Source organism: Nitrincola nitratireducens (genome assembly GCF_000585235.1).
Taxonomy (GTDB): Bacteria; Pseudomonadota; Gammaproteobacteria; order Pseudomonadales; family Balneatricaceae; genus Nitrincola; species Nitrincola alkalisediminis.
In genome coordinates, this window is record NZ_AONB01000014.1 from 48,870 (window position 1) to 61,180 (window position 12,311).

Annotated in this window: 14 protein-coding genes and 1 pseudogene; 13 read left to right on the forward strand and 2 right to left on the reverse strand. The window is 49.8% G+C overall.

The window, feature by feature from the left end:
* Positions 1–13 precede the first annotated feature (13 nt).
* Positions 14–673, forward strand: coding sequence for a carbonate dehydratase (can, locus tag D791_RS12260; protein WP_036512050.1), 660 nt, complete (start codon positions 14–16; stop codon positions 671–673).
* Between the two features lie 15 nt (positions 674–688).
* Positions 689–2,083 (forward strand): DNA repair protein RadA, encoded by a 1,395-nt coding sequence (gene radA, locus D791_RS12265; RefSeq protein WP_036512056.1) that lies wholly within the window; start codon positions 689–691, stop codon positions 2,081–2,083.
* On the opposite strand, the gene D791_RS12270 is transcribed toward radA, so the two are convergent.
* Both D791_RS12270 and ettA read right to left on the reverse strand, forming a co-directional pair.
* Complete coding sequence (locus tag D791_RS12270; protein ID WP_036512059.1) at positions 2,074–2,454, reverse strand: PilZ domain-containing protein; 381 nt, start codon at positions 2,452–2,454, stop codon at positions 2,074–2,076. The two genes, radA and D791_RS12270, sit on opposite strands and share 10 nt — an antisense overlap.
* Positions 2,455–2,640: 186 nt before the next feature.
* The gene (gene ettA / locus D791_RS12275) at positions 2,641–4,299 is read right to left on the reverse strand and encodes an energy-dependent translational throttle protein EttA (protein WP_036512061.1); all 1,659 of its coding nucleotides are present in this window, start codon (positions 4,297–4,299) and stop codon (positions 2,641–2,643) included.
* Between the two features lie 197 nt (positions 4,300–4,496).
* On the opposite strand from ettA, the gene glyA reads away from it, so the two are divergent.
* The 11 genes and pseudogenes from glyA to ribA all read left to right on the forward strand — a co-directional run bounded on the left by glyA (position 4,497) and on the right by ribA (position 12,295).
* Positions 4,497–5,750 carry a serine hydroxymethyltransferase gene (gene glyA / locus D791_RS12280; RefSeq protein ID WP_036512063.1) on the forward strand — a complete coding sequence of 418 codons (1,254 nt, stop codon included), beginning with the start codon at positions 4,497–4,499 and terminating at the stop codon, positions 5,748–5,750.
* Between the two features lie 54 nt (positions 5,751–5,804).
* A pseudogene (gene nrdR, locus D791_RS12285) lies at positions 5,805–6,312 on the forward strand (transcriptional regulator NrdR).
* Between the two features lie 27 nt (positions 6,313–6,339).
* On the forward strand, positions 6,340–7,428 hold the full coding sequence (gene ribD, locus D791_RS12290; RefSeq protein ID WP_036512065.1) for a bifunctional diaminohydroxyphosphoribosylaminopyrimidine deaminase/5-amino-6-(5-phosphoribosylamino)uracil reductase RibD: 1,089 nt from the start codon (positions 6,340–6,342) through the stop codon (positions 7,426–7,428).
* A 5-nt stretch (positions 7,429–7,433) separates the two neighbouring features.
* Positions 7,434–8,102, forward strand: coding sequence for a riboflavin synthase (locus tag D791_RS12295; RefSeq protein ID WP_036512067.1), 669 nt, complete (start codon positions 7,434–7,436; stop codon positions 8,100–8,102).
* Between the two features lie 17 nt (positions 8,103–8,119).
* Positions 8,120–9,244, forward strand: coding sequence for a bifunctional 3,4-dihydroxy-2-butanone-4-phosphate synthase/GTP cyclohydrolase II (gene ribBA / locus D791_RS12300; RefSeq protein WP_036512069.1), 1,125 nt, complete (start codon positions 8,120–8,122; stop codon positions 9,242–9,244).
* 17 nt (positions 9,245–9,261) lie between these two features.
* A complete protein-coding gene (gene ribH / locus D791_RS12305; protein WP_036512071.1) occupies positions 9,262–9,735 on the forward strand; it encodes a 6,7-dimethyl-8-ribityllumazine synthase in 474 nt (157 codons plus the stop codon).
* Between the two features lie 5 nt (positions 9,736–9,740).
* Entirely contained in the window at positions 9,741–10,226 is a 486-nt protein-coding gene (gene nusB, locus D791_RS12310; protein ID WP_036512073.1) for a transcription antitermination factor NusB, read from the forward strand.
* Entirely contained in the window at positions 10,226–10,876 is a 651-nt protein-coding gene (gene thiL, locus D791_RS12315; protein ID WP_237748630.1) for a thiamine-phosphate kinase, read from the forward strand. The genes nusB and thiL overlap by 1 nt, the downstream gene beginning before the upstream one ends.
* Positions 10,864–11,196 (forward strand): hypothetical protein, encoded by a 333-nt coding sequence (locus tag D791_RS21020; RefSeq protein WP_237748631.1) that lies wholly within the window; start codon positions 10,864–10,866, stop codon positions 11,194–11,196. The genes thiL and D791_RS21020 overlap by 13 nt, the downstream gene beginning before the upstream one ends.
* Positions 11,189–11,665, forward strand: coding sequence for a phosphatidylglycerophosphatase A family protein (locus tag D791_RS12320; RefSeq protein ID WP_036512079.1), 477 nt, complete (start codon positions 11,189–11,191; stop codon positions 11,663–11,665). The genes D791_RS21020 and D791_RS12320 overlap by 8 nt, the downstream gene beginning before the upstream one ends.
* Before the next feature lie 12 nt (positions 11,666–11,677).
* Complete coding sequence (ribA, locus tag D791_RS12325; RefSeq protein ID WP_036512081.1) at positions 11,678–12,295, forward strand: GTP cyclohydrolase II; 618 nt, start codon at positions 11,678–11,680, stop codon at positions 12,293–12,295.
* Positions 12,296–12,311 lie beyond the last annotated feature (16 nt).

Consider the following 12,311-nt stretch of genomic DNA (forward strand, 5'->3'; position numbering starts at 1 on the left):
GGCATTATTTTCAATGAAAAAACTCAGTCAGCTATTCAAAAGTAATCAGGAGTGGTCTGCACGTATTCGGGAAGAGAGCCCTGAATTTTTTCCGACGTTAGCCGCACAACAGGCTCCCGAGTATTTATGGATTGGCTGTTCTGACAGTCGCGTTCCGGCAAATGAAATTGTAGATCTGTTACCGGGTGAACTGTTTGTTCATCGCAATGTATCGAACCTAGTGATTCATACGGATATGAATTGCTTATCTGTTTTGCAGTATGCCGTTCAGGTCTTAAAAGTAAAACACGTTATGGTTGTGGGTCATTACGGTTGCGGGGGGGTAAAAGCCTCATTGGATGGTCATGCGCATGGCTTGATTGATAATTGGCTGGGGCATATCCGTGATGTCTATGCGAAGCATCGAGAGGTCATAGGTGATTGGCAGGCGAGTGATCAGCAATTTGATCGTATGTGTGAATTGAACGTAATCGAGCAAGCTGAAAACGTTTGCAATACCACGGTTGTACGTGAAGCCTGGGCGCGTGGTCAGGAGTTGACAGTGCATGGTTGGATTTACAGTTTAAACGATGGTTTGATCACGGATCTTAACTTTTGTGTGGGTTCGATTGACGAGACCGACGTGGCATATGAGCGCGCTGTGCAGCGCGTTCACCAACTGCAAGCAAACTAAATCAGGAAGGGTTACGTGGCCAAAGCGAAGACGGCATATGTGTGCAATGACTGTGGTGCTGAATATTCAAAATGGCAGGGGCAGTGTACGGCGTGTCAGGCATGGAATACGTTAACTGAAGTGCGTTTAAGTAGCGTTGCTGCGTCGTCGACTTCGCGGGGTGCACGCTTTGATGGGTATGCTGGGGCGACGGGCTCTGCCGGAAATAAAACGGCTCAGCGCGTGATTAACTTAGGTGATGTGAATTTGGCCGAGATGCCGCGCATATCATCGGGAGCGGGAGAACTGGATCGTGTATTAGGTGGCGGTTTAGTGCCGGGTTCGGCGGTGCTCATTGGTGGCCATCCAGGTGCAGGCAAGAGTACGCTGCTGCTACAAACGCTGTGTCATTTGGCGATGCAGTATCCGGCACTCTATGTCACGGGCGAGGAGTCCTTGCAGCAGGTCGCGATGAGGGCGGCACGGCTGGGTTTAAAAGCCGATCATCTTAAGATGTTGTCTGAAACCTCGGTTGAAACGATTTGCGATGTCGCCATGCAATTGCAGCCCAAAGTGATGGTCATTGATTCAATACAAGTGATGCATATGGCGGATGTTCAATCGGCACCTGGCTCTGTGTCTCAGGTGAGGGAATCAGCTGCCTATTTGACACGTTTTGCTAAGCAAACAGGCACCGTATTGTTCTTGGTCGGACATGTCACAAAAGATGGCTCTCTGGCGGGACCTAAGGTGCTCGAGCATATGATTGATTGCTCATTGCAGCTTGAGGGGTCTTCAGACAGTCGTTTTCGTACCTTGAGAAGCCATAAAAATCGCTTTGGGGCCGTCAATGAATTGGGTGTCTTTGCCATGCTCGAAACCGGCCTCAAAGAGGTTCGCAATCCCAGTTCGATCTTCTTGAGTCGCGGGGAGGAGGTGAGCGCAGGAAGTGTCGTGATGGTGGTTTGGGAGGGAACGCGTCCCTTGCTTGTTGAGCTGCAGGCTCTGGTGGATACGTCTCATGTGTCGAATCCGCGCCGCGTAGCGGTGGGCCTTGAACAGAACCGCTTAGCGATGCTGTTAGCTGTGTTGAATCGTCATGGTGGTTTGATGACGGGTGATCAGGACGTCTTTGTCAATGTTGTTGGTGGCGTTAAGGTGCTCGAAACGAGCGCGGATCTCGCACTATTGCTGGCCATCGTTTCCAGCTTTCGCGATCAGGCGTTGTCGCAAGATTTGATTGTGTTTGGTGAGGTGGGGCTGTCGGGTGAAATTCGTCCGGTGCCTAATGGCCAAGAGCGCATACGAGAAGCAGCTAAACATGGGTTCAAACGTGCAATTGTTCCCAAAGCAAATGTGCCTAAAGAACCAATCGCGGGCTTGCAGGTTATTGGTGTTTCGCGATTATCTGATGCACTGGATCATATTTGAGATTCATCGAGAATCATTTGCTCGAGCTCTCGTTCTAACAATGTCTCGTCCCCTAAGTTAAGCTCAACTAAACGACGCAGATGCGACATGCTATCTATGTCTATTTCCTCAATGACGAAACCATAGTGAGGATGCTCGCGAGTGGAAAGCGAAACTTGCATTTTAATTAAGATGTCGTTCGCTAAGTAAATGCAAAGCTCGGCGGGTTCGGCCAGCGATAGATTGAGTGTCTCTTTGCAGGTCAGTAATGCACCGCGAAACGAAATGTCGACGAGCTGCATAACGATTGCTCTGCCCGTAAAATGAACCTCACACTCTGCGTCAAAGTGAATGCGTGTGAAGCGACGACGGTCATTGAGAATATTGCTCACGTTCAGCTACCTTTTTGCCAAGTTCTAAATCACATTCTAGACGATGAATTGTGTTTCGTATATCTAGACTGTTCGGTTAGATGCATTGTTTTAATTACGAAGGGTCTGATGTAAAGACGTTTCGTCCTATCATCAGACCCTTGTAGTGCTAGGCGAACTGTTCTATACCCATCGGGTACGGCGTAATCATGTCATTCGCTTATATTTAATGCGCTCAGGTTGATGGTCTTTACCATAACGCTTGCGATAGTCTTCAGCGTATTCGGTGTAGTTGCCTTCAAAGAAGGCAACCTTCGACTCACCCTCATAGGCAATCATATGTGTGCAGACACGGTCTAGGAACCAGCGGTCATGCGAAATAACCACGGCTGATCCTGGGAAGGCCAGAATGGCCTCTTCAAGTGCGCGCAGTGTTTCAACGTCAAGATCGTTGGTTGGCTCATCGAGTAAGAGAACGTTGCCGCCTTCTTTCAGCAGTTTCGCCATGTGCAAGCGGTTGCGCTCACCCCCTGATAGGTCTTTGACAAACTTCTGCTGATCCGAGCCTTTGAAGTTGAAGCGACCACAGTACGCACGTGCTGGGGTCTGATAGGTGCCAACGGTGATGATGTCTTGACCATCCGAGATCTCTTCAAAAACCGTTTTGTCGCCCTCAAGTTCGCGTGACTGGTTAACATAGGCCAGTTTGACGGTGCTTCCGAGTTCGATTTCGCCTGAATCCGGTTTTTCTTCGCCGCTAATCATGCGAAATAGCGTTGATTTACCCGCACCGTTTGGACCAATAATACCGACAATGGCACCGGGCGGAATGGACAGGCTTAGGTTTTCAAACAACAGCTTGTCACCATAGGACTTGGTGACATTATGGAGCTCAATCACCTTGTCGCCTAAGCGAGGTCCGGGTGGAATGTAGATTTCTTGCGTTTCGTTGCGTTGTTGGAACTCACGTGAGTTCATTTCCTCAAACTGCTTCAAACGAGACTTTGACTTGGCTTGACGTCCCTTGGCACCTTGGCGTACCCACTCTAACTCCGCTTGAATCGCTTTGCGGTGAGAGGCTTCTTGCTTGGCTTCGATGGCTAGACGTTGATCTTTTTGCTCAAGCCAAGACGAATAGTTGCCTTCATACGGAATACCGCGTCCACGGTCTAGCTCCAGAATCCAGCCGGCCGCGTTGTCGAGGAAGTAACGGTCATGGGTAATGGCCACTACGGTGCCTGGGTATTCCTGTAAAAAGCGCTCAATCCATGCAATCGACTCAGCATCCAAATGGTTGGTGGGCTCGTCGAGGAGTAGCATGTCAGGATTGTCGAGCAGTAAGCGGCAGAGTGCCACACGGCGACGTTCACCCCCAGATAAAACACCGACTTTTGCATCCCAAGGTGGAAGGCGAAGGGCGTCCGCGGCACGTTCAAGCGCATTATCTAGGTTATGGCCGTCTTTGGCTTGAATGAGGTTTTCAAGCTCGCCTTGCTTTTTAGCCAACGCATCAAAATCGGCATCGGGATCGGCATAGGCGGCGTACACCGCATCAAGTTCGGAGAGGGCTGATTTCACATCAGCCACGGCCTCTTCAATGATCTCGCGAACGGTTTTGCTGTCATCCAGTTCCGGCTCCTGGGGGAGGTAGCCTACTTTGATGCCTGGCATGGGGCGTGCTTCACCAATGTATTCTTGATCTACACCGGCCATGATTTTGAGTAAGGAGGACTTACCAGAGCCGTTAAGACCCAGTACGCCAATTTTGGCACCAGGAAAAAACGATAATGAAATGTCTTTGAGAATTTCGCGCTTGGGTGGGACAACTTTACCCACGCGATTCATGCTGTAAACGTACTGAGCCATCAGACAATGCCTGCTGTTGTTTATGGGTTACGGGAAATATAGTCTTGAATTCTACCTCTTGGCTAGGCTGAATGCTAATTACTCATGCAAACCTGACCCGCTTTCATGTGCAGAACGTAAAGATTTTGTACTATAATGATGCACTTTAAAGAGGTGTCCCGTTTACGGATGCTAGCGCTTATATTCAGAGGAAAGCCATGTTCAGCAAAGAGATGACAATTGCCGGTTATGATCCGGATCTATGGGCCGCGATGCAGTCAGAAGCGACGCGTCAAGAAGAGCACATTGAGCTGATCGCATCAGAAAACTACACCAGCCCGCGCGTTATGCAGGCGCAAGGCTCTGAACTCACCAATAAATACGCAGAAGGCTACCCTGGTAAGCGTTACTACGGTGGTTGCGAGTATGTTGATGTTGTCGAAGACTTAGCAATTGATCGTGCAAAAGCCTTGTTTGGTGCAACCTATGCCAACGTACAGCCACACTCAGGTTCTCAAGCCAACGGCGCTGTCTTCATGGCCCTGTGTAAGCCCGGTGATACCATTTTAGGCATGAGCTTGGCACATGGTGGACATTTAACCCATGGTGCGGCGGTGTCTTTCTCGGGCCGTATTTACAATGCCGTTCAGTACGGATTGAATGAAGTGGGTGAGCTGGATTATGCGCAGGTTGAAGCGCTGGCGCTAGAGCATAAACCCCGTATGATCATCGCCGGGTTTTCGGCGTACTCTCGTGTGATTGATTGGCAGCGTTTCCGCGATATCGCAGACAAAGTCGGTGCGTATTTGTTTGTCGATATGGCGCACATCGCAGGTTTGGTTGCCGCAGGTGTCTACCCATCGCCGTTACCTTTCGCCGATGTGGTCACCACAACAACGCATAAAACCCTCGGTGGTCCACGCGGTGGTTTGATTTTGTCTGCGCGTGCTGATGAAGAGCTGCAGAAAAAACTTAACTTTGCTGTTTTTCCTGAGTCTCAGGGCGGCCCTTTAATGCATGTTATTGCAGCGAAGGCTGTTTGCTTTAAAGAAGCGATGGAGCCTGAGTGGAAAGCCTATCAAGCACAGGTTGTTAAAAATGCTCAAGCCATGGTCAAGGTTTTCCTAGAGCGCGGTATTGATATCGTATCGGGTGGAACGGATGACCACTTGTTCCTGGTTGATCTAATCAAAAAAGATGTGACCGGAAAAGATGCCGATGCGGCCCTTGGTCGTGCTAACATTACAGTCAATAAAAACTCTGTACCGAATGATCCACGTTCACCCTTTGTGACATCAGGTCTGCGTATTGGCACACCAGCTGTGACGCGTCGTGGCTTCAAAGAGGCTGAAGTAACTGAGTTGGCTGGATGGATTTGTGATATTCTTGACGATATCAACAATGAAAGTACGATTGAAAGGGTAAAAGAGCAGGTTAAAGCCATCTGTGCTCGTTTCCCTGTTTATAATTAAGTCTGTGCCGGCGAACGGCCGGCATTAGCAACGCTCTTTAGCTTTGAGGCATGCATGCACTGTCCATTTTGTGGCGCCAATGAAACCAAAGTTGTTGACTCTCGCTTGTTGCGAGGGGCAGCAAATCCGTCGTCGCCGAGAGTGCATCAGCTGCCATGAGCGCTTCACGACCTTTGAGGTAGCTGAACTGTTGATGCCGAAGGTGGTAAAAACCGATGGCACGCGTCAGCCCTTTGATGAAGATAAGCTGCGTGCAGGTATTCAGCGTGCGCTTGAAAAGCGCCCTGTCAGTGTTGAGGATGTCGAAGCCTGCTTAACACGAATTAAGCACCGCTTACGCGCGGCAGGGGAGCGGGAGTTGCCCTCTCGCCAAGTGGGCGAAGCCGTAATGGCTGAGCTGCGCAAGCTGGATCAGGTGGCTTATGTTCGTTTTGCTTCGGTCTATCGTTGTTTCCAAGATATAGACGAGTTTCGCCGCGAAATTGATCGTCTCTCCTTACAAAAAGACGGACAGCTTGATCTTGAAGAGGATCAGCAGGGCAGTGACAATGTCCGACTTTAATTTCATTCCTTCAAACACGTGATTCGTATGTTTAGCGCAGATGACTATCGCTACATGGCTCAAGCAATACGGTTGGCAAAAAATGGTTTGTTTACAACCCATCCTAACCCGCGCGTTGGTTGTGTCTTAGTGCGAGATAATGCCGTTGTGGCCGAGGCCTTCCATGCAAAAGCCGGTTCACCCCACGCCGAAGCCTTAGCGCTTGCCATGGCAGGAGAACGTGCGAAAGGCGCAACGGCCTACGTCACGTTGGAGCCTTGCAGTCATTTTGGTCGGACGCCTCCTTGTGCCGATGCGTTAATTAATGCGGGCGTGAGTCGCGTGGTGGCTGCAATGACGGACCCGAATCCACTAGTTGCTGGGCGGGGGTTGGAAAAGCTCAAGCAGGCTGGCATTGAGGTTAGCTCAGGGTTGCTAGAGTCTGAAGCGCGTGCCCTTAATCCAGGCTTTATTAAGCGAATGGAAAAAGGCTTGCCCTATGTTCGTGTCAAAATGGCGATGAGTTTGGATGGCCGAACAGCCATGCAAAGTGGCGAATCCAAATGGATTACGGGAGCTGATGCGCGTCAGGATGTTCAGCAATGGCGTGCGCGAAGCGCTGCGATCATCACGGGGATCGGCACTGTGTTGGCTGATGATCCTGAGCTGACGGTTCGGATTGGCACGGATTTGCCGCAGCCTTTGCGTGTCGTCTTGGACAGTCAAGGGCGAATGCCCGTGACCGCGAAAATGCTACAGTCAACCGGCCCGATTTTGCATGTCACGTCATCATCGGTTACAAAAACAGAGGGTTGGCCGACCCACTGCACGACCCTTCAGCTCAACACCGTCGAGAATCGGATGGATCTGGTGTCCTTGCTGACGCATTTGGCTGAGGTGTATCAGATCAATGAAGTCTTGGTTGAAGCGGGGGCGCATTTAGTGGGTGCCTTTGTTGAGGCCAACTGTGTGGATGAGCTGCTGGTCTATATGGCACCGACGTTATTGGGGAGCGACGCTCGCCCGCTAATGACGCTGCCTTTGACGCAAATGAAGGATCAAAAGCGTTTAGCGTTGGATGATTGTCGTCTGATCGGTCAAGATATGCGTATGACATGGCGTTTTCTTTCGGAGTAGTAAGAATGTTTACAGGTATAATAGAGGCGGTGGGTCAGGTTGCCGATATCCAAATGCGAGAAGGTGATATGCAATTGTACCTTCGCACGGGGCAGTTAGATCTAGCCGATGTTAAATTAGGCGACAGTATTGCGGTGAATGGCGTTTGCTTAACGGCCGTGCAGCTACCCGGTGATGGTTTTGTGGCTGATGTCTCACGTGAAACGCTGGCGCATACCCGTTTTGACCTGCTGAAAGTCGGCGAAAAAGTGAATCTCGAAAAAGCATTAATGCCCACGAGCCGCCTTGGAGGGCATCTTGTCAGCGGCCATGTGGACGGTGTTGGCGAAGTGGTGGAGCGCCATGATGATGCGCGTTCAATACGCTTTACGCTGCGCGCCCCGGCCTCCCTGCAACGGTACATTGCTGCTAAAGGATCCATTACCGTAGACGGTGTGAGTTTAACTGTGAATACGGTTGATAATGACTGCTTTGGGCTCAATATAGTCCCTCATACCGCTAAAGAAACCATTATTGATGGTTACACGGCGGGTCGTAAAGTACATCTTGAAGTGGATTTGATTGCTCGATATCTGGAGCGTCTTCTCTCTGCAAGTCATCAGGATCATGAGCCATCAGACACAGGTCTGACCATGGAAAAACTGGCTGAACAGGGTTATTTATCACGCCGTTGAGCGTTGTGGAGTCAATCATGGAGCTGAACAGCCCCGAAGAGATTATTGAAGATATACGTCAGGGTAAAATGGTTATTCTGATGGACGATGAAGATCGTGAAAATGAAGGCGATCTTGTCATCGCGGCGGAAAAAGTGCGGCCGGAAGACATTAATTTCATGGCAACGCATGCAAGAGGTTTGATTTGTCTAACGCTCACGCGTGAGCGCTGCGAACAGTTGCAGTTGCCATTGATGGTGCAGAGCAACGGTGCCCAGTTCTCGACGAACTTTACCATGTCAATTGAAGCGGCGTCTGGCGTTACAACGGGAATATCTGCAGCGGATCGTGCGCATACGGTGCATGCAGCGGTTAAAAAAGATGCCAAACCCGATGATATCGTACAGCCGGGACATATCTTTCCATTAATGGCGCAGCCTGGTGGTGTTTTAAGTCGTGCAGGTCATACGGAGGCTGGTTGTGATCTGGCGCGCTTGGCGGGTCTGACGCCTGCATCGGTGATCGTTGAAGTCATGAATGATGACGGCAGTATGGCGCGCCGTCCAGACTTAGAAAAGTTTGCAACTAAGCATGGGTTAAAAATCGGAACCATCGCAGACCTGATCCATTACCGAACCCTAAACGAGCACACAATCGCGCGTGAGAGTGAAGGTGTGTTGCCAACAGAATATGGTGATTTTAATTTTGTTACCTATAAAGACGAAATTAAAAACTGCACACATCTAGCCCTGTATCAAGGTGAAATCTCTGCTCAAGAGCCAACGTTGGTTCGTGTGCACATTCGCTCGGAAGTGCTTCGTGATGTCGTCGGTGTACAGCCAGGCGATGAGACTAAATGGACGATGCGCCGAGCCTTGAGACGCGTCTCTGAAGAAGGGAAGGGTGTGGTTCTGCTGTTGGATACCGGACACCGAATCGATCTGGGTGTTGCTGTCGATCAACTGGTCAATAAACAGCATCAACGTGTTTCCTCTAAGGTGAACGTCAGTGCATCGGGCGCTTATCTCACGGTGGGCACAGGGTCGCAGATTTTAAGAGACTTGGGTGTAAGTAAAATACGTTTACTGAGTTCGCCCATGAAGTTTAATGCAATTTCGGGTTTTGACCTTGAGATTGAAGAATACATCCCATACCAGAATTAATGACGGAAAGAGAAGCTATGTCTGTGAAAGTATACGAAGGTGATTTTGTCAGTGCGGATGGTCAATATGCCATCGTAGTTGGACGTTTTAATGCATTTGTTGTTGAGAGTTTGTTACAAGGTGCTCTCGATACACTTAAGCGTCATGGGGTTAAGGATGAGAACATCCGTATCGTTCGTGTACCCGGTGCATTTGAAATTCCGTTGGCCGTTAAAAAAATCGCATCACAAAAGAAAGACGATGCCATCATCGCGCTGGGTGCTGTGATTCGGGGAGGAACGCCGCATTTTGAATACGTATCGGCAGAAAGCTCCAAAGGTGTCGCACAAGTAATGATGGATTTCGATATTCCGGTTGCCAACGGAATTTTAACGGTCAATTCCATTGAGCAAGCGATTGAACGTTCTGGCACCAAGGCCGGCAATAAAGGGGCTGAAGCAGCAATGTCAGCACTCGAAATGGTCAGTTTGATGCGTCAATTAGAGGCGTGAGTAGCATGAGTGATTCAGCCGATCAGGATAAGCCCGTAAAGAAAGCCAAGACATCCATGACGGACATGCGTCGTAATGCCCGTAGTTATGCCTTGCAAGCACTCTATCAGTGGCAAATGGCGGGGATGCCGATCAATGAAATTGAAGCTCAGTTTCGGGTGAACAATGACATGTCCGATACGGATGTGAAATTGTTCAGTCAGTTGTTGCAAGGCGTTTCGAACGAGGCCAGAGCCTTGGATGAAGCCTTCTCATTGTTTATCGATCGCTCAGTCGAGGATTTGGATCCCGTTGAATTAGCGGTTTTGAGAATCGGTGCCTATGAGTTAATCCATCGTTTAGATGTCCCTTACCGAGTGGCCATTAACGAAAGTGTAGAGCTGGCAAAAATATTCGGCGCCACGGATAGTCATCGCTATGTGAACGGTGTTCTGGATAAATTGGCACAAAAGGCGCGTTCGGCTGAAATCGTGGCTAGACGTCATTCCTGATGGGTGAGTTTGACCTGATTCGTCGTTATTTTGCGCGGGAATCATTAAGTGACCCGAGTGTCTATTTAGGCATAGGTGATGACTGTGCGCTTTTATGCCCTCCAGCAGGGCAGTTACTGGCGGTGTCAATTGACACGCTGGTTGAGGGCGTGCATTTCTTGCCAGGGACGCCGGGGGATAAAGTAGCCTCAAGGTTGCTGTGCGCGGCCGTGAGTGACTTGGCGGCCATGGCTGCAACGCCGGCTTGGTTTACCCTGGCCCTTTCAATGCCGAGCTTTGATCAAGACTGGTTAGAGCCCTTTGCTGCATGTCTGGCTGAAACGGCGAGAGGTTTAGGGATACAACTGGTCGGTGGTGACACAACTCGAGGACCTTTAACATTGAGTGTTCAGGTTCATGGGTTTGTCGAGCCTGATTTGGCATTAAAGCGTTCGGGTGCGCAGGTTGGTGACATTATTGCGGTCACGGGATATTTGGGTGAAAGCAAAGGGGGCTTAGAGTCTTTATTAAAAAATGAGCCCGATACGTCAAGTATTGCTCATCTACGCCAACGGTTTTATGCCCCGACACCGAGGGTGGAGCTGGCGCGCGCGTTGGCTCCCTTTGCTCACAGTGCGATTGATATTTCCGATGCTTTTTGGCCGACCTGAAACATATTCTTGACGCCAGTCAGGTTGGAGCTCGGATTGACACAGATGCCATTCTGTTATCTCAAGAGCTGCTGGCGTTTGCTGGCAGCCCCGCGCTTGCACGGCAATGGGCATTAACGGGTGGAGAGGATTTTGAACTTTGTTTGACCCTGCCATCCGAGCACTGGGCGCAATGTCAGCGTACAGCGCAGGCATTGTCGATTCCCTTAACCTGTGTGGGTGTGATTACGGAGACCCCTGCCTTGACTGTTTATGAGAATGGGCATCAGGTTCACTATACACACGATGGTTACGATCATTTTAGGAGTTCAAATGGCTAAGACCCCTGCATCTGTTTGGTCCAATCCTGTGCACTTTTTGGCATTTGGTTTTGGCAGTGGTGCTGCACCTGTCGCTCCAGGTACTTTTGGCACCTTGGCTGCCGTCCCTTTATGGTGGGGGTTAAGCCATTTATCCACAGATGCCTATTTACTGGTGTTGTTCGTGGCCTTCATTGTAGGGGTTTGGCTCTGCCATGTGACCTCTGATGACATAGGGGTTCACGATCATGGTGGCATTGTTTGGGATGAGTTTGTCGGGCTTTGGATCGCGCTCTTTGCGGTACCCGCGGAGTGGATCTGGGTGCTGATTGGCTTTTTATTGTTCCGGTTGTTTGATATTTGGAAACCCTGGCCGATTGCTTGGGTTGATAAACGCGTTGCGGGTGGTATGGGCATCATGCTTGATGATGTGATCGCAGGTGTCTATGCCTTAATTGTTATTCAGCTGTTGCTGGTTGTTTTTTCTTAACAGGATATCCCCTTGTCAATAGAATTTGTTGCTCAGTCTAAATTGCCTACCCCTTGGGGTGTGTTCACCATGGTCGGTTTTGATGATACTGCAACCGGTAAAGAGCATGTGGCCTTGGTGTGCGGTGACGTTACTGGAGCCGAGCCTGTTCTTGCGCGAATGCATTCTGAATGTTTGACTGGTGATGCACTGTTCAGTTTACGTTGTGATTGTGGTTTTCAGTTGCAAGAGGCTTTGCGTCGTATTTCAGAAGAAGGTCGAGGTGTCTTATTTTATTTAAGGCAGGAAGGGCGAGGGATTGGCCTGTTAAATAAAATCAAAGCCTATCACCTGCAAGATGGTGGTGCCGACACGGTTGAAGCCAACGAACAGTTAGGGTTTGCGGCGGATATGCGCGACTATTCAATCTGTTTGCCGATGATGCGCCATTTGGGCGTTGAGTCTGTGCGGTTAATGACCAATAACCCGCGTAAAGTCAAAGCGTTGGAGTTGGCAGGCGTGCCCGTGGCTGAAAGGGTTCCACTGCAAGTCGGCAAAAATCGTCACAATGAACACTATTTGCAAACCAAAATGGGTAAGCTGGGTCACATGATGCAGGAAGAGCATTTTAAGACCGATGATGCTTCTTAAGCTCGCAGAGATTGAC